Raw genomic sequence first — 25,727 nt, 5'->3', positions numbered from 1 at the left:
GGCTGGTCGCGCCCACGCGGCCGAGCCGCATATTCAGAACTGCCCCGCGCCCCTAACGGGGCGCTGCCATCGCCGTCCGTTTACCTGGCCGGGCTCGTCACCGATGACGTACCGCACCCGGCGGCCGTGCACCCGGCGGGCGGGCGCGCGGCAGCCTCGGGGCCGGCAGCCGCGCGCGAGGCGGGCGTACGGGTCCCTGGTCGCCAGGGTGATCGGGAGAGTCATCGGGGCCAAGCCTAGCGGGAGATCAGCCCCGGCCGTGCCGCAGTGCGGGATGCGCACCCGCCGCGACCAGGTCGGCGACCGCCGTCTTCGGGTCCTTGCCGGTCACGAGGGACTCGCCGACCAGGACCGCGTCGGCGCCGGCGTTGGCGTACGCGATGAGGTCGTGCGGGCCGCGGACACCCGACTCCGCGATCTTGACGATGCTGTCCGGGATCTCCGGCGCCACCTGCTCGAAGGTCGTGCGGTCGACCTCCAGCGTCTTCAGGTTGCGCGCGTTGACGCCGATCACCTTCGCGCCCGCGTCCACCGCGCGCTCGACCTCGTCCTCGTCGTGCACCTCGACCAGCGGGGTGAGGCCGATGGACTCGGCGCGCTCGATCAGGGACTCCAGAGCCGACTGGTCCAGGGCCGCGACGATGAGCAGCGCCAGGTCGGCGCCGTTCGCCCGCGCCTCCCACAGCTGGTACGAGGTGACGATGAAGTCCTTGCGCAGCACGGGGATGTCCACGCGGGCGCGAACCGCCTCCAGGTCGGCCAGCGAGCCGCCGAAGCGGCGCTGTTCGGTGAGAACGGAGATGACGGCCGCGCCGCCCGCCTCGTAGTCCGCGGCGAGGCCCGCCGGGTCGGCGATCGCGGCCAGCGCGCCCTTGGACGGGCTGGAGCGCTTGACCTCGCAGATCACCTTGACGCCTTCGCCGCGCAGTGCGGCCACCCCGTCCTTGGCCGCGGGAGCCTTCGCCGCGCGCTCCTTGAGCTCGTCGAGGCTGACGCGCGCCTGCCGCTCCGCGAGGTCGGCACGGACTCCGTCGATGATCTCGTCGAGCACACTCACGCGAGCGGCCCCCTTCCAGACGGTTGACTGTTCAAGCGGTTCAGCTTCCGCCATCCGCCCGCCTTCATGAGGCGAACTTCATAAGACGAAACCGATGGTCACTGTGATGGTATCCGGAGGAAGGCGTAGGCCTCGCATCCGGTTGACGCCGGTCCCACTACCTGGACGTTCGCCAGTTGATCAAGGCTGTAGCCAGCCACCGAAGGGCAGGTTCCGGACAACCGTGAAGACCAGCAGCAACGCGCCCAGACTCCACAGGTGCACCGGCCCGAGATCGATCCTCAGCTGCCGCCCGCGCAGCGAGCGGACCACCCAGACGGTCCACACCACCGCGAAGACGAGGTATCCCGCGACGGCCAGAGCATTGGCCCCGAGCGCTCCGGCGAAATCTCCATGCACGAAGGCGTGCGCGCTGCGCAGCCCGCCACAGCCGGGGCAGTAGATGCCGGTCAGGCGCAGCAGCGGGCAGACCGGGTAGTGACCGGGCTCGTTGGGGTCCACGGTGCCCACGTAGGCGAAGGCCCCGGCCACGGCCGCGAGCACGCCGGCCGGAACGGCCAGTCGTCCCAGCACCGCGGTGTACGACGTCGTCCTCTGGCTGTCGGCATTCACGTTCGCATTGTGCCCTGTGCGGGCCCGGGACGCGCGTGAGGGGCGGCCGGGGCCGCCCCTCGAAGAGAGTTCAGGTCAGCTCTCGACGCTCGCAGTCTCACGCTTGTCCGTGGTGCGGTGCACCGGGTGGGCGTTCTTCGGCTGGCCCAGCCCCATCGCCCTCATGATCCAGCCGACGACGCCACCGAGGACCACGATCGCCAGGCCCGCCCAGAAGCCCACCGGCTGCGCCATCACCATGAAGGCGCCCGAGACGCAGAAACCGATGAACGCGATAGTGACACCGGTCCAGGCGGCCGGGGTGTGACCGTGGCTGCTGCCCGCCATGACTTGCTCCTCGTTGCTGTATTCGTGTCTGAGCCAAACGCTCATGGCCATTGTCCCGCACGCGCGTGTGCGGGTTGTCCGGGGGTCGGCCCTCGCGCGTCGGAGCCGGACGGGTCTTGGGGCCGGACGGGTCTTGGGGCCGGACGGGTCTTGGGGCCGGACGGCCGAGCCGCCGGACCGGCCCTACGCGCCGGTGGGGTCCTCGCCCCGGTCGAGGGCCTTCCAGAGTTCCTCGGGCCGGTCGGGGTCCACCGCGCGTGCCGTGCGGCGCGGGCGGGGGGCTCCCTCGCGTTCGTAGCGGCCGGACATGGCGGGCCACAGGCGGCCGTAGCGCAGGGCGAGCAGCCCGGCGAGCAGGAGCAGGACGCCGCCGACGGCGGCGACGTAGGGCCAGGCGGTGTGGGAGAGCGCGTCCACGGTGGCCGAGGCGTCGCCGGAGGCCTTCGCGGCCTTCTCGTCGAGCGCGGAGCTGTCGGAGGCGCCGAGCAGGGCCGCGGCGATCGTGCCCGCGCCGGAGAGCGCGAGCAGGGCGGCGACCAGGAAGCGGCCGGCCCGGCGGACGGCGAAGACGGCGACGAGCGCGGCGAGGCCCACTATGGCGAGGGCCGCGGGGACGCCGGTGACGTCGCTGCCTCTGGCGGTCAGCGGGAAGGCGCCGCCGGCCACCGTCGCGGTGCCCTCCGACCACTGCTGCCGGGTGGCCAGCAACGCCACGGCCGCGCCGAGCGCACCGCACAGCAGGGCGACGGCAAGACTCAGGCGGCCCGCCCTGGCGGGTCCTGCGGCTTCGGAACGGGGGTGAGGTACAGCAGTCACGTACTCCACTATCGCCTGGACCCCGGGCGAACCGTCACCCGGGGTTCAGTGAGAAACGCCCCACTCTGCGAGAAGCGCCCTACTTGCCCAGCCGGTTGGCGGTGTGTACCGCCCGCAGGACCGCCGCCGCCTTGTTGCGGCACTCGGTGTCCTCGGCGACCGGGTCGGAGTCGGCGACGATGCCGGCGCCCGCCTGGACGTAGGCGGTGCCGTCGCGCAGGAGGGCCGTACGGATGGCGATGGCAGTGTCGGAGTCGCCGGCGAAGTCGAGGTAGCCCACGCAACCGCCGTACAGACCGCGCCTGGAGGGTTCCAGCTCGTCGATGATCTGCATCGCCCGGGGCTTGGGGGCGCCGGAGAGCGTGCCCGCCGGGAAGCAGGCCGTCAGTACGTCGAAGGCCGTACGGCCCTGGGCGATCCGGCCCGTCACCGTCGAGACGATGTGCATGACGTGCGAGTACCGCTCGATGGACATGAAGTCGACGACCTCGACCGAGCCGGGCTCGCAGACGCGTCCGAGGTCGTTGCGCCCGAGGTCGACGAGCATCAGGTGCTCCGCGCGTTCCTTGGGGTCGGCCAGCAGTTCGTCGGCGAGGGCCTGGTCCTCCTGCGGGGTGGCCCCGCGGGGCCGGGTGCCGGCGATGGGGTGGACCATGGCCTGCCCGTCCTCGACCTTGACCAGTGCCTCGGGGGACGAGCCGATGACGTCGAACGCGCCGTCGTCTCCGTGGGGGAAGCGGAACAGGTACATGTACGGGGAGGGGTTGGTCGCCCGCAGCACCCGGTACACGTCCAACGCGCTTGCCGTGCACGGTGTTTCGAAGCGCTGCGACGGTACGACCTGGAAAGCCTCGCCCGCCCGGATGCGCTCCTTGATGTCCTCGACGGCCTCCTGGAAGTCGGGGCCGCCCCAGAGCGCGGTGTACTCGGGGAGTTCGGACGGCGGCAGCACGGCGGGCGGCTGGGCGACCGCGCGCGAGAGGTCCGCCTCCATGGCGTCCAGACGGGCCACGGCGTCGGCGTACGCCTCGTCGACGCCCGTGTCGAGGTCGTTGTGGTTGATCGCGTTGGCGATCAGCAGGACCGAACCCTCCCAGTGGTCCATGACGGCGAGGTCGCTGGTGAGGAGCATGGTCAGCTCGGGCAGCTTCAGGTCGTCCCGCTCGCCGGGGCCGATCTTCTCCAGGCGGCGCACGATGTCGTAGCCGAGATAGCCGACCATGCCGCCGGTGAAGGGCGGCATGCCCTCCTGATGGGGGGTGTGCAGGGCCTCGATGGTGGCGCGCAGGGCGGCGAGCGGGTCGCCGTCGACGGGGACGCCGACGGGCGGGACGCCGAGCCAGTGGGCCTGGCCGTCACGCTCGGTGAGCGTGCCGGCGGAGCGGACGCCGACGAAGGAGTACCGGGACCACGAGCGGCCGTTCTCCGCGGACTCCAGCAGGAAGGTGCCGGGGCGCTCGGCGGCGAGCTTGCGGTAGAGCGCGACCGGGGTGTCGCCGTCGGCGAGGAGCTTGCGGGTGACGGGGATGACGCGGCGGTCGGTGGCGAGCTTGCGGAACATCTCGAGGTCCATGGCGGCTGACCTTACTGATCCACGGCCGGTACGCCGGAATCGGCGCCGCCCTCGTCGATGCCGTCCTTGAGCAGCACGTCGGCGTCGAAGCAGGTGCGCGCGCCGGTGTGGCAGGCGGCGCCGACCTGGTCGACCTTGACCAGCACGGTGTCGGCGTCGCAGTCGAGGGCGACGGACCTGACCCATTGGAAGTGGCCGGAGGTGTCGCCCTTGACCCAGTACTCCCGGCGGCTGCGTGACCAGTAGGTGCAGCGGCCGGTGGTCAGGGTGCGGTGCAGCGCCTCGTCGTCCATCCAGCCGAGCATCAGCACCTCTCCGGTGTCGTACTGCTGGGCGATGGCGGGCAGGAGTCCGTCGGCGCTGCGCTTGAGGCGCGCCGCGATCTCCGGGTCGAGGCGACTGGATGGAGCACTGTGGCGCGAAGCGCCTCGGTGAGGGGCGGTGGTCGGGTGACGGGCGGGCGGGGGCGTGCTGGTCATGAGTGCCATTGTGCCGCGCGCCACTGACAAGCCAGTTGGAGTGTCCACTGTGCGGACCTGGGGGGCGGTCGTAGGCTGGCTGCCATGTCGACCTTCGCCAAGCGTGAACGACTTCTCCTGGCCGACCTCTTGGAGGCCGTGGGTCCGGACGCCCCCACCCTCTGCGAGGGCTGGCGGACCCGTGACCTGGCCGCGCACGTGGTGGTGCGCGAGCGCCGCCCCGATGCCGCCGGCGGGATACTGATCAAGCAACTCGCGCCACGCCTGGAGAAGGTGATGGACGAGTTCACCGCGAAGCCGTACGAGGAGCTGATCCAGCTGATCCGAACCGGCCCGCCACGGTTCTCGCCCTTCCAGCTCAAGCAGATCGACGAGGCGTCGAACACCATCGAGTTCTACGTCCACACCGAGGACGTCCGCCGCGCCCAGCCCGACTGGACGCCCCGTGAGCTCGACAAGGTCTTCCAGGACACCCTGTGGTCCCGCCTGGAGCGCACCGCCCGTCTGATGGGCCGTGGTGTTCCGACGGGCCTGGTGCTGCGCCGCCCGGACGGCCAGACGGCGGTCGCCCACCGGGGGACGCCGGTGGTGACGGTGACCGGCGAGCCGTCGGAGCTGCTGCTGTTCTCGTACGGCCGGCAGAGCGCGGCCACGGTCGAACTCGACGGCGACAAGGACGCGATCGCCAAGCTGCACGAGACGAAGCAGCTCGGGATCTGAGGGAACCGGGCGTGGTCAAGGTCGTCAGCGGGGCAGTTCGGCCCGGCGCAGGTCCCTGACGCCCAGGGCCACGACCCCGCCGAGGCCGCACACCGCCGCGCTGACGACGAAGACCGGGCCGGTGCCCCAGGCGCCGATGGCCGCGGCGGACAGCGGCATGCTGAGCGGGGTGAGACCGAGGCTGACCAGGCTGGAGACGGCGGTGGCGCGGCCCAGGTAAGCGGAATCGGCGTGAGTCTGCAGCAGAGCGCCGCACAGCGCGCCGCTGAGCCCGGCGAGCAGCCCGATGAACAGGGCCACCACGACGGCCGTGACGACGGTCGGGGCGTGACCGAGCGCGCCGATCGCGACGGAGCCCGCGAGGATCGCGTACGCCGCGACCTGCCCGGCGTGCGGCAGCCGCCCCCGCACGGTCAGCAGCAGGGAGGCGGCCCCCGCGCCGATCCCGAACCCGGCGAGCACCCAGCCCATCCCGGCGGCGCCCCAGCCGCGCTCGTCGGCGAGCAGGACCAGGCCCACGTTGAGCGGACCGACGAAGCCGAGGTCGCCGAGAGCGATGGCGACCATCAGCGGGGCGAGAACCCGGTGCCGACGGATGTAGCACAGCCCGGCCACCAGATCGCGCCACGCGCTGTCGCCGCCGGCCCCGGCCTTCTCGTCAGGGGCCAGGTCCCGCATCCGTACGGAGACCAACAGCGGCACCGATACCGCGATCAGCAGTCCGGCCAGCCCGAACGCGGCCGCAGCGCCGCCGACCGCCACTCCGAGTCCGCCGAGCGGGCCGCCGACGACACTCGCGAACCGGATTCCGAGGCCCCGCATGCCCTGCACGCGCGCGAGCTGCCCGCGGCTCGTCACGCGCGCGGGAAGGGCACCCACGGCGGGCATGAACACGGCATCGACGGTGCCGAAGACCACGGCGAGCGCGGTCAGCGGCCACAGCCCCGGGTCGGCGGCGAAGAGCAGTCCGGCCACCGCGAGCACGGCCGCGCAGCGCACGACGTCGCTGCCGATGACCACCCTGCGCGGTCCGAACCGGTCGGCGATCACTCCCCCGCCCAGCATGAGCAGGGCCCGCGGCACGGCGCTCGCGGTCATCACCAGGCCCGCCTCCGCGGGCGTGCCGGCCCGGACCGCCGCCCAGGACAGGGCGATGTAGTAGACGCTGTCGCCGACCATCGAGGAGGTGTAGGCGACGAGCCAGCGCAGCACGTTGCCGTCGCGGTGGGCGGGTCTGTCGGTGCCGTCGGCCGGGGCTAAGAGGGCGGCGGTCACGAGGGGTCCTCTCAGACGCGGAACGGGAAGCCGTACGTGTGCACCGCGACGTTCTCGCGGCCCTCGGTGTCGGTGGCGGCACGGCCGCGTTCCTCGTACCTGCGAACGAGGTCGTACATCTCCTTGGAGAGCTCGGCCAGTTCGTCCGGGGTGAGCCGGAGCAGCCACTCGGAGGAGCCTGACGCCGTCGTCCACGCCTCGCTCCAGTGGGCGTGCTCGTCGAGGTAGCGCCGGTACATGTCGGCGCGCTGCTCGAAGAAGAGCCTGCTGGCCGCGGTGTGGGCGGCGGCCTTCTCGGGGGCGTCACGGAAGTCCTCGTCGCGGATGCTCACCCCGTCCGAGGCCGGCTCCCACCACCGTTCCCGGCCGTCCGCGCTCTGCGGCTCGGCCTCCTCGATGAGCCCGTGCTCGGCCAGCTTCCGCAGGTGGTAGCTGACCAGCGAGACGGCCTCGTCGACCTGCTCGGCGAGCTGCGAGGCGGTCGCGGAGCGCGCGATGATCAGCCGCCGGTACAGCTGCGCCCGCAGCGGGTGTGCGAGCGCCTTCAGCGTCCCCAGGTCGGTGATCCGGCGGTCTCTCTCTTTGCTTGCCATGCACTCCACCGTAGACAGGAAAGAAACCTTGCACAATAAAATTTGCGCAACTTCTCTTTTGCGTCCGGCCGACAGAAAACCCCGGCCCCCCAAGGGACCGGGGTTCAAGCCGAGCGCAGCGTCACCGCACCGGGTGCCCTGCCTCCCGCAACGTCTCCTTCACCTGCCCGATCCGCAGATCCCCGAAGTGGAACACCGACGCCGCCAGCACCGCGTCCGCGCCCGCCGCGACGGCCGGCGGGAAGTCGGACAGCTTGCCCGCGCCGCCCGAGGCGATCACCGGAACCGTCACGTGCTTGCGGACGGCCGCGATCATCTCCAGGTCGTAGCCGTCCTTCGTGCCGTCCGCGTCCATCGAGTTGAGCAGGATCTCGCCCGCGCCCAGTTCGGCGGCCCGGTGCGCCCACTCGACGGCGTCGATGCCGGTGCCCTTTCGGCCGCCGTGAGTCGTCACCTCGAAGGACCCGCTCTCGGTCCTGCGCGCGTCGACCGACAGCACCAGCACCTGCCGCCCGAACCGCTCCGCGATCTCACGGATCAGCTCGGGCCGTGCGATGGCGGCGGTGTTCACGCCGACCTTGTCCGCGCCCGCCCGCAGCAGCCTGTCCACGTCCTCGGCCGTACGGACGCCGCCGCCGACCGTCAGCGGGATGAACACCTGCTCGGCCGTGCGGCGCACCACGTCGTACGTCGTCTCGCGGTTGCCCGACGAGGCGGTGATGTCCAGGAAGGTCAGCTCGTCGGCGCCCTCGGCGTCGTACACCTTGGCCATCTCGACGGGGTCGCCCGCGTCGCGCAGGTTCTGGAAGTTGACACCCTTGACGACCCGGCCGTTGTCCACGTCCAGGCAGGGGATGACTCGGACCGCCAGGGTCATGAATCGGGCTCCTCTAATGTCCTCTGAATGCTTCTATTTCCACTTCGACCAGGATGCGCGAGTCGACGAAGCCCTCCACGATCAGCAGGGTCGAAACCGGCCGCACCGCGTCGAAGAACTCCTTGTGGGCCTGCCCCACGGCCTCCACGTCACGCGCGTGGGTCAGGTACATCCTCGTACGGATCACGGACTCGGCACCGAGCCCGAACTCGCCGAGCGCCTCGACCGCGCTGGTGAAGGCGATCCTGGCCTGTTCGTACGGGTCGCCCTCCCCGTACAGCACGTCGCCCTTGAAGGCCGTCGTGCCGCCCACCAGGACGCGGTCGCCCGCCGCGACGGCGCGTGCGAAACCGAAGGACTCTTCCCAGGGACTTCCGCTCTGCACGCGCCGTACGGCTTCGGACGTCATGACGACACTGCCTCCAGTGCTTCCTCCAGAGTGAACGCCTTCGCGTACAGGGCCTTCCCGACGATGGCTCCCTCGACACCGAGGGGCACCAGGCCGGAGATCGCCCTGAGGTCGTCCAGCGACGACACGCCGCCGGAGGCCACGACCGGGCGGTCCGTCGCGGCGCACACATTGCGCAGCAGTTCCAGGTTCGGCCCCTGCAGCGTGCCGTCCTTCGCGATGTCCGTCACCACGTACCGCGCGCAGCCCTCCTTGTTGAGGCGCTCCAGCGTCTCGTAGAGGTCGCCGCCGTCGCGGGTCCAGCCGCGGCCGCGCAGGGTCGTGCCGCGTACGTCGAGACCGACCGCGATCTGGTCGCCGTGCTCGGCGATGACCTTGGCGACCCACTCCGGGGTCTCCAGGGCGGCTGTGCCGAGGTTCACGCGTGTGCAGCCGGTGGCCAGGGCCGCCGCCAGCGAGGCGTCGTCCCGGATACCGCCGGACAGCTCCACCTTGATGTGCAGCTCCGCCATGCGCTCGGCGACCTCGGCGATCAGCGCCCTGTTGTCGCCCGTCCCGAACGCCGCGTCCAGGTCGACCAGGTGCAGCCACTCGGCGCCCGCCCGCTGCCAGGCGAGGGCGGCCTCCAGCGGAGAGCCGTACGACGTCTCGGTCCCGGACTCACCGTGCACGAGGCGGACGGCCTGGCCGTCGCGGACGTCGACGGCGGGGAGGAGTTCGAGCTTGCTCACAGTGTTCCGATCCAGTTGGTGAGGAGCTGGGCTCCGGCGTCGCCGGACTTCTCGGGGTGGAACTGCGTGGCCCACAGGGCGCCGTTCTCCACGGCGGCCACGAAGGGCTTGCCGTGCGTGGACCAGGTGACCAGCGGGGTGGCCATCGCCGGGTTCGCGGTCTGCAGCGTCCAGTCGTGGACGGCGTAGGAGTGCACGAAGTAGAAGCGCGCGTCCGCGTCCAGGCCGGCGAACAGTTCGGAGCCGGCCGGGGCCTCGACGGTGTTCCAGCCCATGTGGGGCACGATGTCGGCCTGCAGCGGCTCGACCGAGCCGGGCCACTCGGCGAGGCCCTCGCTCTCCACGCCGTGCTCGATGCCGCGCGCGAACAGGATCTGCATGCCGACGCAGATGCCCATGACCGGGCGGCCGCCCGCCAGCCGGCGGTCGACGACCCAGTCCCCGCGCGCTTCCTTCAGGCCCTTCATACAGGCGGCGAAGGCGCCGACGCCCGGCACCAGCAGGCCGTCCGCGTTCATGGCCCGGTCGAAGTCGCGGGTGATCTCCACGTCGGCTCCCGCGCGCGCGAGGGCACGCTCGGCGGAACGGACGTTGCCGAAGCCGTAGTCGAAGACCACGACACTCTTGGGGACGCTCAATTCCACACCTCCAGCCTCAGGATGCCCGCGACCAGACACATCGCCGCGCCGATCGACAGCAGCACGATCAGGCTCCTGGGCATCTGCTGCTTGACGAAGGAGATGATGCCGCCGACGAGGAAGAGGCCGACGACGATCAGTACGGTGGACGTGCCGTTCACAGCGCGCCCTTCGTGGAGGGGAGGATGCCGGCCGCGCGCGGGTCGCGCTCGGACGCGTACCGCAGCGCCCGCGCCAGCGCCTTGAACTGGCACTCCACGATGTGGTGCGCGTTGCGCCCGTAGGGCACGTGCACGTGCAGCGCTATCTGCGCCTGGGCCACGAAGGACTCCAGGATGTGCCGGGTCATCGTGGTGTCGTACTCGCCGATCATCGGCGCCATCTTCTCGGGCTCGGTGTGCACGAGGTAGGGGCGGCCGGACAGGTCGACCGTCACCTGGGCGAGGGACTCGTCCAGCGGGACCGTGCAGTTGCCGAATCGATAGATCCCCACCTTGTCGCCGAGCGCCTGCTTGAAGGCGGCGCCGAGCGCGAGGGCGGTGTCCTCGATGGTGTGGTGGGAGTCGATGTGCAGGTCGCCCTCGGTCTTCACGGTCAGGTCGAACAGACCGTGCCGGCCGAGTTGGTCGAGCATGTGGTCGTAGAAGCCGACGCCCGTCGACACATCCACCTTGCCGGACCCGTCGAGATCGATCTCGACGAGGACCGAGGTCTCCTTCGTCACGCGTTCCACGCGTCCTACGCGGCTCATGCGCTCTGCTCCTTCTTCAGTTCACGGACCGCGTCGAGGAACGCGTCGTTCTCTTCGGGGGTTCCGGCGGTGACCCGCAGCCAGCCGGGCACGCCGTTGTCCCGCACCAGGACGCCCCGGTCGAGGATCTTCCGCCACATCGCCCGGGCGTCGTCGAACCGTCCGAACTGCACGAAGTTGGCGTCCGACGCGGTCACCTCGTAGCCGATCGCCAGCAGTTCGGTGACCAGCCGGTCCCGCTCGGCCTTCAGCTGCTCGACGTACCCCAGCAGCGTGTCGGTGTGCTCCAGGGCGGCCAGGGCGGTCGCCTGCGTGATCGCCGAGAGGTGGTACGGCAGCCGTACGAGCTGCACGGCGTCCACGACCGCCGGGTGCGCGGCGAGATAGCCGAGGCGCAGGCCCGCCGCGCCGAAGGCCTTCGACATCGTCCGCGAGACGACGAGGTTCGGCCGGCCCTCGATGAGCGGCAGCAGCGAGTCGCCGTGGCTGAACTCGATGTACGCCTCGTCCACGATCACCATGGACGGCTTGGCGGCTTGCGCGGCCTCGAACAGCGCGAGGACCGTCTCCGGCGGAACCGCGGTGCCGGTGGGGTTGTTGGGGGTGGTGATGAAGACGACGTCCGGCCGGTTCTCGGCGATGGCCTTCTCGGCGGCGGCGAGGTCGATCGTGAAGTCGTCGTTGCGCGGACCCGAGATCCAGCCGGTTCCGGTGCCGCGCGCGATCAGCCCGTGCATCGAGTACGACGGCTCGAAGCCGATCGCCGTACGGCCCGGCCCGCCGAAGGTCTGCAGCAACTGCTGGATGACCTCGTTGGAGCCGTTGGCCGCCCAGACGTTCGCCAGACCGACCTGGTGGCCGGAGGTGTCCGTCAGGTACTCGGCGAGCCGGGTGCGCAGCTCCACGGCGTCCCGGTCGGGGTAGCGGTTGAGGTTCCGGGCCGCCTCGCGCACCCGCTCGGCGATCCGCTCGACCAGCGGCTCGGGCAGCGGGTAGGGGTTCTCGTTGGTGTTCAGCCGTACGGGGACGTCCAACTGGGGCGCGCCATAGGGGGACTTGCCGCGCAGCTCGTCCCGTACGGGGAGATCGTCGATTCCGAAGCTCACTTGCTCGTCGGTACCTTCCACCCGAACCTTGCCTTGATCGCCGCGCCGTGCGCGGGCAGGTCCTCCGCCTCCGCCAGGGTCACCACGTGGTGCGCGACCTCGGCCAGCGCGTCCCGCGTGTAGTCCACGATGTGGATGCCGCGCAGGAAGGACTGGACGGACAGGCCGGAGGAGTGGCAGGCGCAGCCGCCGGTGGGCAGGACGTGGTTGGACCCGGCGGCGTAGTCGCCCAGCGACACGGGCGCCCAGGGGCCGACGAAAACCGCGCCGGCGTTGCGCACGCGGTCGGCGACTTCCTGGGCCCGAGCCGTCTGGATCTCCAGGTGCTCGGCGCCGTACGCGTCGACCACCCGCAGCCCCTCGTCGATCCCGTCGACCAGCACGATCGCGGACTGCCGGCCGGCCAGGGCCGGGCGGATCCGGTCCTCGATGTGCTTGGTGGCCGCCACCTGCGGTTCCAGCTCCTTCTCGACCGCGTCGGCGAGCGCGACGGAGTCGGTGACGAGCACGGCGGCCGCCAGCGGGTCGTGCTCGGCCTGGCTGATCAGGTCGGAGGCGACGTGCACCGGGTCGGCGGTGTCGTCCGCGAGGATCGCGATCTCGGTCGGGCCGGCCTCGGCGTCGATGCCGATCCTGCCGGTGAAGTACCGCTTGGCGGCGGCTACCCAGATGTTGCCGGGGCCGGTGACCATGTTGGCGGGCGGGCAGGACTCGGTGCCGTACGCGAACATCGCGACGGCGGTCGCGCCGCCGGCCGCGTACACCTCGTCGACGTCGAGCAGCGCGCACGCGGCGAGGATCGTCGGGTGCGGCAAGCCGCCGAACTCGGCCTGCGCCGGGGAGGCGAGGGCGATCGACTCGACACCGGCCTCCTGCGCGGGCACGACGTTCATGACCACGGAGGACGGGTACACCGACCGGCCGCCGGGCGCGTACAGCCCGACCCGCTCGACCGGCACCCACTTCTCGGTGACCGAGCCACCGGGCACCACCTGGGTGGTGTGGGTGGAGCGGCGCTGCTCGCGGTGGACGAGCCGGGCGCGGCGGATGGACTCCTCCAGGGCCGCGCGCACGGCCGGGTCGAGCTCCTCCAGCGCGCGGGTGAGCGCCGCGGCCGGCACCCGCACCTGGTCGAGCCTGACGCCGTCGAACTTCTCGGCGAAGTCGATCAGCGCCGCGTCGCCCCGATGATGCACGGCCTCGCAGATCGGACGCACCTTCTCCAGGGCGGCCGATACGTCGAAGTCGGCTCGGGGCAGCAGGTCGCGCAGGGCGGGGCCCTCGGGAAGGGCGTCGCCGCGCAGATCGATTCGGGAGATCACAGGGCCAATTCTCGCAGACCCTCGTCAGAGCCTGTCCGCGCATTCCAATGGCTGATACGGATCCCGCAGGAACCCGGAAGATCGCCTTCACGTCTTGCGTTCGAGGCGTCACTCAGCGGGAATGAACAGTTGTACGAAACCACGAAACCACGAAGAGCTGATGGGGAGGAAGGAAGAGTCGTGACCGAGGGGGCCGGCTTCCGGGACGGGGACCTGCCGGACGATCTGACCGCCGCCGAGGCAGGCATGTGGCAGGCCTTCCGCAACGGCAGCGTGTACGACCTGAGCATCGGCGACACCGTTGTCGACGATCCGCACGGCGGGCACCCCTGGGGTCCCGAGCGGACCGTGCGGGCCCGCATCGTGTGCTGGCTGCTGCTCGACGGACCGCCCGCGCTCGCGGGCCGGGTGTCGTGCCTGAAACTCACCGGGGTGCAGATCAGCGGCACCCTGGACCTGGCGGGCGGCACGGTGGTGCCGTACGTCGAACTGCGCGGCTGCCGCTTCGAGCGGGACGTCCTGCTGCCGGAGGCCCACTTCACGACCGTACGGATGGTGGACTGCTCGGTGCCGCGCCTGGAGGCCGCCAGGGTCCACACCGAGGGCGATCTGCATCTGCCGCGCTGCCGTTTCCACAACGGCATCCGGCTCACGGACGCGCAGATCGGGACGGATCTGATGCTCAACCAGGCGATCGTCTACCGCGACCGCAGCGGCCGCTCGATCGCCGGCGACGGCATGACCGTCGGCCAGGACCTCCAGGCGGAGATGCTGGAGTCGCACGGCGAGCTGAGGCTGCGCAGCGCCAAGATCGGCGTGTCGCTGAGCCTGCGCGGCGCCCGGCTGGTCAACCCGTACACGCGGTTCGCCCTGAACGCCCCGCAGTTGACGGTGGAGCGCTCGCTGTATCTGACCCCGGCGGGCGTGGGCAACCCGCTGCTGAGCGGGACCACGCCCGCGCGCGGGACGCGCATCCAGCGGTTCGCGTGCGAGGGCGGGGTGCGCCTGGACGACGGGCGGTTCGGGGACGCGGTCGACCTGGAGCGGGCCCGGTTCACCTTCACCGACGAGCAGGAGCTGTCGCTGCGCCGCATTCAGACGCCCGAGCTGCGCTTCCTCGGGGAGCGGCCGGCGCGCGGCGGTGTGGTGCTGTCCGGGGCGCGGGTCGTCAACCTGATGGACCGGGCGGACGCCTGGCCGGGCCCGGGCCGGCTGCACATGGGCGGCTTCAGCTACGAGAACCTGGTGCCGCGCGGCCCGTTCCCGCTGAACGAGCGGCTGGACTGGGTGGCGGCGGCGACCGCCGAGTACAACCCGGAGCCGTACGAGCGGCTGGCCACCGTGCTGCGGGCCGGCGGCGAGGACGAGGACGCGCGCGAGGTGCTGCTCGCCAAGCAGCGCCGACGCCGCGAGAGCCTGCCGATCGCCGCGAAGCTGTGGGGGTACGCGCAGGACTGGACGGTCGCCTACGGGTACCGCCCGGGTCGGGCCGCCGTATGGATGGCGGTGCTGTGGGCGGCGAGCTCGGTGGCCTTCGCCCGCGCCAGCCATCCGCCGCTCAAGCGCGGCGAGCATCCGGACTGGAACCCCGCCCTCTTCGCACTCGACCTGCTGCTTCCGGTCATCGACCTGGGCCAGGTCGGGTTCTGGCAGCTGAGCGGCGGCTGGCAGTGGCTGGCCGCCGCGATGATCCTGCTCGGCTGGATCCTGGCCACGACGGTGGCGGCGGGAGCGACGCGGCTGTTGCGCAGGAGCTGAGCCTTCCTCAAGACGTACAACCATTGCGGGCCATGAGCCGTCTTCTCACCGCCACCATCAATTGAGGAACCACGACGGCGAGCAACGAAGTCCGCGAGAGCGGCGCCGGTTCAGGCGCTAAGGAGGGCCATGGCTCTGCTGCCCCCGTTCATCCGCACGTCCCGGATGAACCGGCCTCCCTCGCGGCCCGTGCGCGGACCGTCTCGAAGGGACGCGCCGGCCACGGCGCCGCCCGCCGACGACGAGGTACTCCTCGACGCTCCCGACGACCGGCTGGGACCGGTGCTGGTCGCGGCCGCGCGGGGCGAGTACACGCCGGCGGCCGAGTTGCTCGCCGCCACGCGCGCCGATGCCGACTGGGAGAACCGCGATCGCTACGCGCGAAGACTGACGGCCTTCGCCCGCTCACGCGACGAGTGGTACGAGGAGTGGCGTACGGCCGCCCCGCACGACCCGGACGCCCTGCTGGTCGGCGCCCAGCTCGCGGTGGACCGCTGCTGGGGGTCGCCGGCTCGGGCGGAACTGCTGCGCGAGGTGAGCCCTCTCATCACGGCTGCCGCGCACGGCGACCTCAGCGATCCGGTGCCCTGGCGGATCGCGCTGGACCACGCGCGCGGCTCCACCGCCGGGCACAAGTACTTCGAGGAGCTGTGGGAGGCCGCGGTCCGCCGCGCCCCGCACCACTACGGCTGCCATGTGGCGGCCCTGCGGTACCTTGCCGCCTTCTGGCACGGCTCCCACCACGCCTGTTTCGACTTCGCCGACCTGGCCGCGCAGGACGCTCCGGCCGGCTCACTCGTCCAGGCCTTGCCGGCGCGGGCGGCCCTCTCCTACCTGACCGACGGCTGCGGCCCCGAGGTGCCGCGCGAGCGGCTGGACGCGGCGGCCGACCGGGCCATCGCGCTCTCCGCCCGGTTCCCGGCGGCCGACCCGTGGCCGGCCGAGGTGCGGAACAAGCTGATGTACGTCCTGGTACGGCTGGAGCGCTGGGCGGACGCCGAGGAGCAACTGCGCCTGATCGGCCCGTATGCCACGTCCTTCCCCTGGGGCCGGTTCTCGGAGGATCCGCTCGGCCGGTTCCTGGAGATCCGCGACGAGATCCGCCGGAAGACGGCCGCCGGGCATCCAGGGAGTGAGCACGCCGGACGCGCCCGCTCCGGCGACCATTAGGCTCTTGCGTCGTGACCACCGTCCGCCTGCCGCTCTTTCCGCTGAACTCGGTGCTGTTCCCGGGGCTCGTGCTGCCGCTGAACGTCTTCGAGGAGCGTTATCGCGCCATGATGCGCGAGCTGATGAAGACACCCGAGGAAGAACCACGCCGTTTCGCGGTCGTGGCGATCCGCGACGGCCACGAGGTGGCACAGAGCGCGCCCGGCATGCCGGACCAGACGGCCGTGCCCGAGCGCGGCCCGGCGGCCGGTTTCGGCGAGGACCCGATCAAGTCGTTCCACGGGACCGGCTGCGTGGCGGACGCCGCGACGGTACGGGAGCGGGCCGACGGCACGTTCGAGGTGCTGGCGACGGGGACGACGAGGGTGCGCCTGCTGTCGGTCGACGCGTCGGGCCCGTTCCTGACGGCGGAGCTTGAGGAGCTGCCGGAGGAACCGGGCGACGAGGCGGGTGCGCTGGCGGAGGGGGTCCTGCGGGCCTTCCGCCAGTACCAGAAGCGCCTGGCGGGCGCGCGCGAGCGCTCCCTGTCCACCGGCGCGGACCTGCCCGACGAACCCTCCGTGGTCTCGTACCTCGTCGCCGCCGCGATGATGCTGGACACCCCGACCAAGCAGCGTCTGCTCCAGGCCCCGGACACCGCGTCCCGGCTGCGCGACGAGCTGAAACTCCTTCGCTCGGAGACGGCGATCATCCGTAGTCTGCCGTCGTTGCCGTCGTCGGACCTGACACGCGGCCCGACGAGTCTCAACTGACGTACGACCACCGGGGAACAGGCGGGAACAGGCCTCCATGGCGAAGAAGTCGAAGCAGAAGCAGCAGCAGTCCGGCGGCACGCCGGCGACGGTGGCGCTGACGGCCGCGGGGGTGTCGTACACGGTGCACTCCTACGACCACGACCCCTCCCATCCCTCCTACGGTGAGGAGGCGGCCGAGGCGATGGGCGTCTCGCCGGAGCGGGTGTTCAAGACGCTGGTCGCGGACGTCGACGGCGCCCTGACGGTGGCGATCGTCCCCGTCGCGGGCCAGCTGGACCTCAAGGCACTGGCGGCGGCGGTCGGCGGCAAGCGCGCCGCGATGGCCGACCCGGCGCTCGCCGAACGCACCACGGGCTACGTCCGCGGCGGCATCTCCCCGCTCGGCCAGCGCAAGAAGCTCCCCACGGTCCTGGACACCTCGGCCTCCGCCCACCCCACGATCTGCGTCTCGGCGGGCCGCCGCGGCCTGGAGGTCGAGCTCTCCCCCGAGGACCTGACGAAGCTGACGGAAGCGGTGGTGGCCCCCATCGGGCGTTTCTAGGCGCCGGTCAGGCAATACCAGCCCGTCCGGCGCTTGAGGACGAGGCCCGTTCAGGGCCGACAGGGGGGTCTGGGGGCGCAGCCCCCAGGGATGGGACGGGTAGGGGCGGCGGGGGCGAAGAATCTCCGCCGCGACCACGACGCACCGACACCCCTAGGCCGGCGGCACCCCATACGACCCCTGCGGATGCGGCTCCGGATCCCGGGGCCCGAACAACGCCGTCAACCCCAGATGAACGACCAGCGCGGCCAGGGACCACACCAGCAACGCCCCCTTCGCCCCCAACCTCAACGGCGCCGAGAACGTGACCCCCTTGCCCACATCCTTCGCATGCGCGACCACGTCCTGCGCCGGCCCGAGCCACACCCCGAGCCGCCAGGCCAGCAACGACCCCAGCAGCCCCCCGACGGTCAGCGCCACCACCAGCGGCACGCCACCACGCCGCCGCACGAGGAACACGACGAACGCACTCACGACCCCGAAGGCCGAGGCCAGCAGAGTGAACGTTCCGTCGACCCCGACCGCCTGTTCGCCCTCGGTGTCCTTGAGGTAGACGACCCAGTTCTTGTCCACCACGTCACCGACCAGCGGCACATGCGGAGCCAGCCACCACCACAGCACCCCGAGCAGCACCCCACCGAGCGCCACCGCCACGGTGATCACGGCGGCCTCCCGCACTTCGGTCTTCATCCCGGGCCCATCCTGTCCGTACGAACCGTGCGCGCCGTACGCGTCCGCATCCGGCGCGGAAGCCACGTACCCGGGAGGCGCAGCCTGCCACGCATTGTGCGGGGACTGTTCATGCGGCGGCGGTGGAGGAGTCAACGGTGCGGTCACTCTGACATCGTGCCAGGCCCGCCTGTGCGCCGCGTCACCGGACGGCCGCCCGCCGGTACGCCCAGGTGGCGACGGCCAGCGACACCACGCCGACCGCCGCGCACACGGCGAGATCGCCGAGCACGAAGGCCCAGTCGGGGTTCGGCCCGAAGGTCCGCGCGAAGGCCTCCACGCCGTACGTCGACGGCAGCAGATCGCGTGCGAAGCGCACCGCCTCCGGCATCCGGTCCGCCGGCAGCACCCCCAGCAGCAGCGCCGCGGACATGCCCAGCTGCCCGAGCAGCGTGGCCAGTTCCGGACGCGGCGCGAGCAGCCCCAGCGCGGCCCCCAGCCCGGCGAGCGCGGCGCCGGCGAGCGGGATCACCGCGGCGAGCACCCACAGGTGCGCCAGCGGCAGCCCGAACAGCACGCTTCCGAAGACGGCGGTCACGACCGTCCCCGGCACGGTGAACGACGCGTACGCGCCCGCCGCCCCCAGCACCATCGCCGCCGGCGGCACCGGCAGCGTCGCGTAGTGGTCGAGCCCGCCGCTGGCCCGCAGCTGGCCGAAGTACTGGGCGAGCAGGTTCAGCGCGACGAAGGCGACCACCAGCACCGACGAACCGGCGACCACCGCCTGCGCCTCCGCCCCGTCGTCCACGACCCCGCGCATCAGGACCATGATCCCGATCGACTGGAACGTGGCCACGAACAGCAGCGGGATGCGCGCGACCCGCGCCCGGGACAGCTGCGCCCGGTACACGGCCACCAGCGCCGGCCACAGCCGCGCGCGGGGGCCGAGCTCGGCCGCCTCCCGGACCGTCTCCTCCGCGGCCAGGGCGCTGCCCGGCAGGACCTCTGCGGGTACGACACTCACGTCGCGCGGCTCCCCTCTCTGGGTTTCACTCCGGCAGTCGCCCTGTTCCGTACGGATGCGGCGGTCCGCGTACTCAAGGCCACGGTCCGTGCGCTGAAGATGCTCAAGCCTTCACCAGCCCTTGCTGCGCGGCGCCGCCCAGCGCCAGGTACACGTCCTCCAGGCTCGGCGTGGTCAGCGTGAAGTCGTCCAGCGCGGCGAAGGCGGCCCCGCCGGTGACGGTGGCGACGACCGTACGGGCCTCGTCCGGGCCGAGCCGCAGCGTCCAGCGGCGCCCGGACTCCACGGCCCGGTCCTGCAGCGCGGCGACCTCGGGGACGTGCAGCGGCGCAGCCTCACGCCACACCAGGTCGACCCGGACCTCCCCGGCGACCTGCTCCTTCAGCCCGACGGGCGTGTCGCAGGCGATCACGCGCCCCCGGTCGAGCACCGCGACCCGGTCGAGGACGGTCTCGGCCTCGATGACGTTGTGGGTGACGAGCAGCACGGTCGTACCGCTCTCGGCCCGGCGCCGGTCCACGGCGGACCACACCGCGCGCCGCGCCACGGGGTCCATGCCGGTGGTCGGCTCGTCGAGGACGAGCAGCGGCCGTTCCCCCACCAGCGCGGTGGCGAAGCAGGCCAGCCGGCGCTGGCCGCCGGACAGCTTCTTCAGCGGCCGCGCGGCGATCGGCGTGAGGCCCAGCTCGTCCAGTACGGCGTCCCGCTCGGCCCGCGCCCGACCCGCCTCGAGGCCGCGCAGCCGTCCGGTGGTCTCGGCGGCGAGCGACACGGTCAGTTCGTCGAGGGCGGTGGACTCCTGTCCGAGGTAGGCGAGGATCCGCGCGGCCCGCTCCGGATGGCGCACGATGTCGTGCCCGAGGATCTCGACGCTGCCGCAGTCGGGCCGCATCAGCCCGGTCAGCTGCCGTACGAGGGTGGTCTTGCCGGCGCCGTTCGGCCCGAGCAGCCCGAAGATCTCACCCCGGCGGATGTCCAGCCGTACGTCGTCGGTGGCCCTCACCTCGGGCGTTGCCGGCGCGCCGCGCCGACCGCGTACCGCCGGATAGGTCTTGGTCAGTCCGCGCACCGCGCACACGACATCGTCACCGTGCCGAAGTGCCTGTGCCGCGCGCGTACTCACAAGGGACGAGACTACGGGGTCCGCGGCGCCCGCCCGCCCTCGGGTCCGCCCATAAGGGCAAATCCACCGGTAAGGCTCTCACTCACCGGCAGGCGCGTGCTCCGCGGCCGTCCGGACGTCGACCTCCCGCCAGAACCCGGCCCGGATCGCGTACCGATCGTGCTCGTCGATCTGGTCGTCCTTGTGGGCGAGCAGCCCGAACCGGGCGGCGTACCTGAGCAGCTCGCCGTCGATCCGGTGCGGAATCCGCGGGTACATCCCGGACAGCTTCTGCAGATGGCTCTGGTCCCCGAGCCGCCCCATCCAGCGCCGCGCGAAGACCTGTCCCACCTCGTACGGATCGCCGCCGACCGTGGTGATGTCCTCCTCCCGGTCGGCCCACCGCTGCTCGGCCGTGGTCAGCTGCGCCAGCGTCGGCATGGAGGCGGCCTCGGGGGGCTCGCCGGCGACACCGGGGCGGTCGACCCAGCCCTTGTCGGAGGACCAGCGCAGGGTCGCGGTCTGGGGCGGCTGGGCGGGCTGTACGCCGGGCGCCCGGAGCGCGGCCAGGTCCTTGGGCGTGGGCACGCCCTTGGGCGCGGGCACCCGCTCCTGCGTGCCGTTCTCCGAGGGGGCGGCCGCGGGGGCGTGCTCGCTCTCCTCGGCGGGCCGCTCGCCCGCCGAGGAGAGCGCGGACTCGGGCAGTGGGGCGGAGAGGATGGCCGCGATCTCGGGCCGTGGCGCGGGTGGCGGCGCACAGATCCCGCCGAGTTCCTTGGCGCGTACGGCCTTGGTGATCCAGGTACGGTCCAGCACGCGCCGCTCGTCGGCCTCGGCGACCAGGTCCTCGGACTGGTTGTAGTCGCCGTCGGCGGCCTGCACCGCCCACAGGTGTACGGCGACGCCGTGCTCCTTGGCGGCCATCATGCCCGGCAGCAGATCGCCGTCGCCGGTGACGAGGACGACGTCGGAGCAGGCGCGGTTGCGGGCGAGCTCGGTCAGCTCGGCGTGCATCGCCGCGTCGACGCCCTTCTGGGCCCAGCGTCCGTCACTGCGGGTCAGCGCACCGAGCCGGACGGTGACCCGGGGCATGACGCGCAACCTGCGGTGTTCGGGCTGCGGGACGCGGTCGGGGGCGCCGTCGAACCAGTAGATGCGCAGCAGCGGCCGTTCCGTGTCGGACTCGGCGCGCTCGCGCAGCCCCTGGATGAGGGCGGAGTGGTCGACGGTGATCCGGGATCGCGAGGGCTCCCCGGCAAGGAGACTGGCGGCGGCCCCCAGCAGATACCCGGCGTCCACCAGGACGATGCAGCGGTCCACACGACTCACCCTCTTCCCGGGAGGTTTGCTTCGGGCTTGCTTCGAGTCTGCCCGACCACGCGGGGGTTAACGGCCGGAACTCGATCTTCGGCGTGGCGTTTCGGGGCATCGCGCTCCGACGAGCCCTGTAACGCACGGTAATTATCCGACATGCGCACCTTGTCGGCCTATGTGAATCTGGTCCCGGCCCTGGCCCCTAGATCCCCCACAGGAGGCAGATCACCATGGCCAAGAACAAGAAGCAGGACCGTAAGCAGCCGCAGTCCGAGCGTGGTCAGCAGCAGGCCCGGCAGTCGTCGGTGGAGACGCAGGTCGAGCACCACTCCCCCCAGGTGACGCCTGGTGACATGGCCCGCAAGGGCCGCCAGAAGCGCTTCGGTCACAACTGAGTCTGCGTAACGGGCTGTTGCGGCCCGGACTCATGAAGAGGGGCGCATCCGATGACGGGTGCGCCCCTCGCGTGCGTCAGTTGCTCGTCCCGCCCAGGACGGGCACTGTGCTCATCCGGCGAGGCAGGACGGGCCCAGCAGCACCTTCAGGTCGCCGAAGAGGGCCGGGTCGGGCTTCACGCGATGGCGGTCCAGGCGCAGCACGGTCGTCTTGCGCGGTCCCTGGAGCTTGATCCGGACCTCGCTCTCGCCCTTGTGGTGGCTGAGGATCTCACCGAGGCGGCTGACCATCGGCGGGGTGACCCGCGTGGCCGGGATGGTGAGGATCACGGGCGCGTTGGTGCCCGCGTTCGACAGGTCGGGGACCTGGAGTTCCATCGCGACGAGCCGGGGCACGTCCTCGCGCTTGTCGAGGCGGCCCTTGACGAACACCACGGCGTCCTCGACGAGTTGGGTCGACACCAGCTGATACGTCGCCGGGAAGAACATGCACTCGATGGAACCGGCCAGGTCCTCCACCGTGGCGATGGCCCAGGCGTTGCCCTGCTTGGTCATCTTGCGCTGCAGGCCGGAGATGATGCCGCCGATGGTCACCACTGCGCCGTCGGCGTGCTCGCCGCCGGTGAGCTGGGCGATGCCCGCGTCCGCCTTGTCCGACAGCACGTGCTCCAGACCGAACAGCGGGTGGTCGGAGACGTACAGGCCGAGCATCTCCCGCTCCTGGGCGAGCAGGTAGGTCTTCTCCCACTCGTCGGTGGTGAACTCCACGTCCAGCCCGAAGCCGGGCTCGTTGCTCTCCTCCTCGCCCATGCCGCCGAAGAGGTCGAACTGGCCCTCGGCCTCCTTGCGCTTGACCGCGACCACGTTGTCGATCATCGGCTCGTACTGCGCGGTCAGTCCCTTGCGGGTGTGTCCCATGGAGTCGAAGGCGCCGGCCTTGATCAGCGATTCCGTGGTCCGCTTGTTGCAGACCACCGCCTCGACCTTGTCGAGGTAGTCGGGGAAGGAGGCGTACTTCCCCTTCGTCTTGCGGCTCCTGATGATCGACTCGACCACGTTGGTGCCGACGTTGCGCACCGCGGAGAGGCCGAAGAGGATCACGTCGTCGCCCTGCGCGGCGAAGTTGGACATCGACTCGTTGACGTTCGGCGGGAGCACCTTGATGCCCATGCGCCGGCACTCGTTGAGGTAGACCGCCGACTTGTCCTTGTCGTCCTTGACCGAGGTGAGCAGCGCGGCCATGTATTCGGCGGGGTAGTTCGCCTTCAGGTACGCCGTCCAGTACGAGACCAGTCCGTACGCGGCCGAGTGTGCCTTGTTGAACGCGTATCCGGCGAAGGGGACCAGCACGTCCCACAGGGCCTGGATCGCCTCGTCGCTGTACCCCTTCTTCTTGGCGCCCTCCTGGAAGAGGACGAAGTTCTTCGCCAGTTCGTCGGGCTTCTTCTTGCCCATCACGCGGCGGAGGATGTCGGCCTCGCCGAGCGAGTACCCGGCGATGATCTGGGCGGCCTTCTGCACCTGCTCCTGGTAGACGATCAGGCCATAGGTGACGGCCAGGACCTCTTCGAGGGGCTCCTCCAGCTCCTTGTGGATCGGCGTGATCTCCTGGCGGCCGTTTTTGCGCTCCGCGTAGTTGATGTGCGAGTTCATGCCCATCGGGCCTGGCCGGTAGAGGGCCGAGACGGCGGAAATGTCCTCGAAGTTGTCCGGCTGCATCTGGCGGAGCAGCGAGCGCATCGGACCGCCGTCGAACTGGAAGACGCCGAGGGTGTCACCGCGGCAGAGCAGTTCGAAGGTCTTGGGGTCGTCCAGCGGGAGGGCGAGCATCTCCAGATCGATGCCCTTGTTGGCCTTCACCATCTTGATGGCGTCGTCCATGATCGTGAGGTTGCGCAGGCCGAGGAAGTCCATCTTCAGCAGGCCCAGCGACTCACACTGGGGATAGTCCCACTGTGTGATGGTCACTCCGTCGGTGTGCCGCACCCAGATGGGGGCGTGGTCGACGATGGGTTCGCTGGACATGATCACGCCCGCCGCGTGCACACCCATCTGCCGGACCAGGCCCTCGACGCCCTTGGCGGTGTCGATGACCTTCTTCACGTCCGGCTCGTTCTCGTACATCGCGCGGATCTCGCCCGCCTCGCTGTAGCGGGGGTGCGAGGGGTCGGTGATGCCGTTCAGGTCGATGCCCTTGCCGAGGACGTCGGCCGGCATCGCCTTGGTGAGGCGGTCGCCCATCGCGTACGGGTAGCCCAGCACGCGCGCGGAGTCCTTGATGGCGTTCTTCGCCTTGATCTTGCCGTACGTGCCGATCATGGCGACCTTGTCGGCGCCGTACTTCTCCGTCACGTACCGGATCACCTCGACGCGCCGGCGCTCGTCGAAGTCGATGTCGACATCGGGCATGGAGACGCGCTCGGGGTTGAGGAACCGCTCGAAGATCAGACCGTGCGGGATCGGGTCGAGGTCGGTGATGCCCATGGCGTACGCGACGATCGAGCCGGCCGCGGAGCCTCGGCCGGGGCCGACGGCGATGCCGTTGTTCTTGGCCCACATGATGAAGTCGGCGACGACGAGGAAGTAGCCCGGGAACCCCATCTGGATGATGACGTCCATCTCGTACTCGACCTGCCGCTGGCGGTCCTCGGGGATGCCGCCCGGGAAGCGGCGCTCCATGCCGCGGCGGACCTCCTCCTTGAACCAGGTGACCTCGGTGTAGCCCTCGGGGATGTCGAACTTGGGCATCAGGTCGCGCTTCTCGAACATGCCCGTGGTGTCGATCTGCTCCGCCACCAGCAGCGTGTTGCGGCAGCCCTCCTGCCAGGCGTCCGAGGAGTCGATGGCGTACATCTCGTCCGTGGACTTCAGGTAGTAGCCCGTGCCGTCGAACCTGAAGCGGTCCGGGTCGGAGAGGTTCTTGCCGGTCTGGATGCACAGCAGCGCGTCGTGGGCGGACGCCTCGTGCGCGTACGTGTAGTGCGAGTCGTTCGTCACCAGCGGGGGGATGCCCAGCTTCTTGCCGATGTCCAGGAGGCCGTCGCGGACCCGGCGCTCGATCTCGATGCCGTGGTCCATCAGCTCCAGGAAGTAGCGGTCCTTGCCGAAGATGTCCTGGTATTCGGCGGCCGCCTTCAGCGCCTCGTCGTACTGGCCGAGGCGCAGCCGCGTCTGCAGCTCACCGGACGGGCAGCCGGTGGAGGCGATCAGCCCCTCCGACCACTGGGAGATGGTCTCCTTGTCCATCCGCGGCCACTTCTGCAGCCAGCCCTCCGCGTACGCGTCCGAGGACAGCCGGAACAGGTTGTGCAGGCCGGTCTTGTTCGCCGCCCAGATCGTCTTGTGGGTGTAACCACCCGAACCGGAGACGTCGTCCCGCTTCTGGTGCGGCTGACCCCACTGGATCTTGCGCTTGTTGCGCCGCGACTCCGGCGCCACATACGCCTCGATGCCGATGATCGGAGTGACCCCGGCCTTCTGCGCCGAGTGGAAGAAGTCGTACGCCCCGTGGAGGTTGCCGTGGTCGGACATGGCGATGTGGGTCATGCCCATCTCGTTGCACGCGTTGAACATGTCCTTCAGCCGCGCGGCACCGTCCAGCAGCGAGTACTGGGTGTGGACGTGCAGGTGCGTGAACGGCGGCTTTGACACGGCTGCGGCCTCCAAGGAAAACATACGTCGACGGATGTCCGACCGGCTGCGGACAGTCTGGG

28 protein-coding genes are annotated in these 25,727 nt (G+C 71.0%); 6 read left to right on the top strand and 22 right to left on the bottom strand.

The window, feature by feature from the left end:
* Positions 1-33 precede the first annotated feature (33 nt).
* From trpM to hisI, 7 genes are all read right to left on the bottom strand, one after another.
* The gene (trpM, locus tag ABT063_RS13115) at positions 34-225 is read right to left on the bottom strand and encodes a tryptophan biosynthesis modulator TrpM (protein WP_351057345.1); all 192 of its coding nucleotides are present in this window, start codon (positions 223-225) and stop codon (positions 34-36) included.
* A 22-nt stretch (positions 226-247) separates the two neighbouring features.
* Positions 248-1,057, bottom strand: coding sequence for an indole-3-glycerol phosphate synthase TrpC (gene trpC, locus ABT063_RS13110; protein WP_351057344.1), 810 nt, complete (start codon positions 1,055-1,057; stop codon positions 248-250).
* Positions 1,058-1,237: 180 nt separating this feature from the next.
* Entirely contained in the window at positions 1,238-1,669 is a 432-nt protein-coding gene (locus ABT063_RS13105) for a DUF2752 domain-containing protein (RefSeq protein WP_351057343.1), read from the bottom strand.
* A gap of 75 nt (positions 1,670-1,744) precedes the next feature.
* Positions 1,745-1,996, bottom strand: a complete 252-nt coding sequence (locus ABT063_RS13100; protein ID WP_351057342.1) for an HGxxPAAW family protein — start codon at positions 1,994-1,996, stop codon at positions 1,745-1,747.
* Between the two features lie 183 nt (positions 1,997-2,179).
* Positions 2,180-2,821: a TIGR02234 family membrane protein gene (locus ABT063_RS13095; protein WP_351057341.1), complete on the bottom strand. Its 642-nt coding sequence runs from the start codon at positions 2,819-2,821 to the stop codon at positions 2,180-2,182.
* Positions 2,822-2,891: 70 nt separating this feature from the next.
* A complete protein-coding gene (locus ABT063_RS13090) occupies positions 2,892-4,385 on the bottom strand; it encodes an anthranilate synthase component I (protein ID WP_351057340.1) in 1,494 nt (497 codons plus the stop codon).
* Between the two features lie 11 nt (positions 4,386-4,396).
* Positions 4,397-4,864 (bottom strand): phosphoribosyl-AMP cyclohydrolase, encoded by a 468-nt coding sequence (gene hisI / locus ABT063_RS13085; protein ID WP_351057339.1) that lies wholly within the window; start codon positions 4,862-4,864, stop codon positions 4,397-4,399.
* Positions 4,865-4,948: 84 nt separating this feature from the next.
* Here hisI and ABT063_RS13080 point away from each other — a divergent pair, with 84 nt between their 5' ends.
* Positions 4,949-5,584, top strand: a complete 636-nt coding sequence (locus tag ABT063_RS13080; RefSeq protein ID WP_351057338.1) for a TIGR03085 family metal-binding protein — start codon at positions 4,949-4,951, stop codon at positions 5,582-5,584.
* 24 nt (positions 5,585-5,608) lie between these two features.
* On the opposite strand, the gene ABT063_RS13075 is transcribed toward ABT063_RS13080, so the two are convergent.
* The 10 genes from ABT063_RS13075 to hisD all read right to left on the bottom strand — a co-directional run bounded on the left by ABT063_RS13075 (position 5,609) and on the right by hisD (position 13,286).
* Complete coding sequence (locus ABT063_RS13075; protein WP_351057337.1) at positions 5,609-6,859, bottom strand: MFS transporter; 1,251 nt, start codon at positions 6,857-6,859, stop codon at positions 5,609-5,611.
* 11 nt (positions 6,860-6,870) lie between these two features.
* Positions 6,871-7,452: an ArsR/SmtB family transcription factor gene (locus ABT063_RS13070; RefSeq protein ID WP_351057336.1), complete on the bottom strand. Its 582-nt coding sequence runs from the start codon at positions 7,450-7,452 to the stop codon at positions 6,871-6,873.
* A gap of 121 nt (positions 7,453-7,573) precedes the next feature.
* A complete protein-coding gene (gene hisF, locus ABT063_RS13065) occupies positions 7,574-8,329 on the bottom strand; it encodes an imidazole glycerol phosphate synthase subunit HisF (RefSeq protein ID WP_351057335.1) in 756 nt (251 codons plus the stop codon).
* A 13-nt stretch (positions 8,330-8,342) separates the two neighbouring features.
* Complete coding sequence (locus ABT063_RS13060; protein WP_351057334.1) at positions 8,343-8,738, bottom strand: RidA family protein; 396 nt, start codon at positions 8,736-8,738, stop codon at positions 8,343-8,345.
* Positions 8,735-9,469, bottom strand: a complete 735-nt coding sequence (priA, locus tag ABT063_RS13055) for a bifunctional 1-(5-phosphoribosyl)-5-((5-phosphoribosylamino)methylideneamino)imidazole-4-carboxamide isomerase/phosphoribosylanthranilate isomerase PriA (RefSeq protein WP_351057332.1) — start codon at positions 9,467-9,469, stop codon at positions 8,735-8,737. Before priA ends, ABT063_RS13060 begins: the two co-directional genes overlap by 4 nt.
* On the bottom strand, positions 9,466-10,113 hold the full coding sequence (gene hisH, locus ABT063_RS13050) for an imidazole glycerol phosphate synthase subunit HisH (protein ID WP_351057331.1): 648 nt from the start codon (positions 10,111-10,113) through the stop codon (positions 9,466-9,468). Before hisH ends, priA begins: the two co-directional genes overlap by 4 nt.
* Positions 10,104-10,268 (bottom strand): CG2302 family histidine operon protein, encoded by a 165-nt coding sequence (locus tag ABT063_RS13045; RefSeq protein WP_351057330.1) that lies wholly within the window; start codon positions 10,266-10,268, stop codon positions 10,104-10,106. The genes hisH and ABT063_RS13045 overlap by 10 nt, the downstream gene beginning before the upstream one ends.
* Positions 10,265-10,858: an imidazoleglycerol-phosphate dehydratase HisB gene (gene hisB / locus ABT063_RS13040; protein ID WP_020137489.1), complete on the bottom strand. Its 594-nt coding sequence runs from the start codon at positions 10,856-10,858 to the stop codon at positions 10,265-10,267. The genes ABT063_RS13045 and hisB overlap by 4 nt, the downstream gene beginning before the upstream one ends.
* A complete protein-coding gene (locus tag ABT063_RS13035) occupies positions 10,855-11,964 on the bottom strand; it encodes a histidinol-phosphate transaminase (protein WP_351057329.1) in 1,110 nt (369 codons plus the stop codon). Before ABT063_RS13035 ends, hisB begins: the two co-directional genes overlap by 4 nt.
* Positions 11,961-13,286, bottom strand: a complete 1,326-nt coding sequence (gene hisD / locus ABT063_RS13030) for a histidinol dehydrogenase (protein WP_351057328.1) — start codon at positions 13,284-13,286, stop codon at positions 11,961-11,963. Before hisD ends, ABT063_RS13035 begins: the two co-directional genes overlap by 4 nt.
* A 180-nt stretch (positions 13,287-13,466) precedes the next feature.
* Between hisD and ABT063_RS13025 the strand changes: the two genes are divergently transcribed.
* The 4 genes from ABT063_RS13025 (at position 13,467) to ybaK (ending at position 17,510) form a co-directional block, all read left to right on the top strand.
* The gene (locus ABT063_RS13025; protein WP_351057327.1) at positions 13,467-15,044 is read left to right on the top strand and encodes an oxidoreductase; all 1,578 of its coding nucleotides are present in this window, start codon (positions 13,467-13,469) and stop codon (positions 15,042-15,044) included.
* Positions 15,045-15,173: 129 nt separating this feature from the next.
* On the top strand, positions 15,174-16,214 hold the full coding sequence (locus ABT063_RS13020; RefSeq protein WP_351057326.1) for a hypothetical protein: 1,041 nt from the start codon (positions 15,174-15,176) through the stop codon (positions 16,212-16,214).
* A gap of 11 nt (positions 16,215-16,225) precedes the next feature.
* Positions 16,226-16,966 (top strand): LON peptidase substrate-binding domain-containing protein, encoded by a 741-nt coding sequence (locus tag ABT063_RS13015; protein WP_351057325.1) that lies wholly within the window; start codon positions 16,226-16,228, stop codon positions 16,964-16,966.
* Positions 16,967-17,003: 37 nt separating this feature from the next.
* A complete protein-coding gene (ybaK, locus tag ABT063_RS13010; RefSeq protein ID WP_351057324.1) occupies positions 17,004-17,510 on the top strand; it encodes a Cys-tRNA(Pro) deacylase in 507 nt (168 codons plus the stop codon).
* A gap of 153 nt (positions 17,511-17,663) precedes the next feature.
* Here ybaK and ABT063_RS13005 read toward each other — a convergent pair whose 3' ends face one another.
* The 4 genes from ABT063_RS13005 to ABT063_RS12990 all read right to left on the bottom strand — a co-directional run bounded on the left by ABT063_RS13005 (position 17,664) and on the right by ABT063_RS12990 (position 21,625).
* Positions 17,664-18,347 (bottom strand): AAA family ATPase, encoded by a 684-nt coding sequence (locus ABT063_RS13005; protein WP_351057323.1) that lies wholly within the window; start codon positions 18,345-18,347, stop codon positions 17,664-17,666.
* Positions 18,348-18,381: 34 nt separating this feature from the next.
* Positions 18,382-19,203, bottom strand: coding sequence for an ABC transporter permease (locus tag ABT063_RS13000; protein WP_351057322.1), 822 nt, complete (start codon positions 19,201-19,203; stop codon positions 18,382-18,384).
* 103 nt (positions 19,204-19,306) lie between these two features.
* A complete protein-coding gene (locus ABT063_RS12995; protein ID WP_351057547.1) occupies positions 19,307-20,281 on the bottom strand; it encodes an ABC transporter ATP-binding protein in 975 nt (324 codons plus the stop codon).
* 123 nt (positions 20,282-20,404) lie between these two features.
* Positions 20,405-21,625, bottom strand: a complete 1,221-nt coding sequence (locus ABT063_RS12990) for an NYN domain-containing protein (protein ID WP_351057321.1) — start codon at positions 21,623-21,625, stop codon at positions 20,405-20,407.
* Between the two features lie 224 nt (positions 21,626-21,849).
* Here ABT063_RS12990 and ABT063_RS12985 point away from each other — a divergent pair, with 224 nt between their 5' ends.
* Positions 21,850-22,014, top strand: a complete 165-nt coding sequence (locus tag ABT063_RS12985) for a hypothetical protein (protein WP_351057320.1) — start codon at positions 21,850-21,852, stop codon at positions 22,012-22,014.
* Positions 22,015-22,125: 111 nt separating this feature from the next.
* Here ABT063_RS12985 and dnaE read toward each other — a convergent pair whose 3' ends face one another.
* Positions 22,126-25,665, bottom strand: a complete 3,540-nt coding sequence (dnaE, locus tag ABT063_RS12980; protein ID WP_351057319.1) for a DNA polymerase III subunit alpha — start codon at positions 25,663-25,665, stop codon at positions 22,126-22,128.
* Between the last annotated feature and the right edge of the window lie 62 nt (positions 25,666-25,727).

Source organism: Streptomyces sp. NPDC002838 (assembly GCF_040295365.1).
In the GTDB taxonomy this organism is placed as follows: Bacteria; Actinomycetota; Actinomycetes; order Streptomycetales; family Streptomycetaceae; genus Streptomyces.
This window is presented reverse-complemented; position numbering and strand designations above follow the sequence as displayed.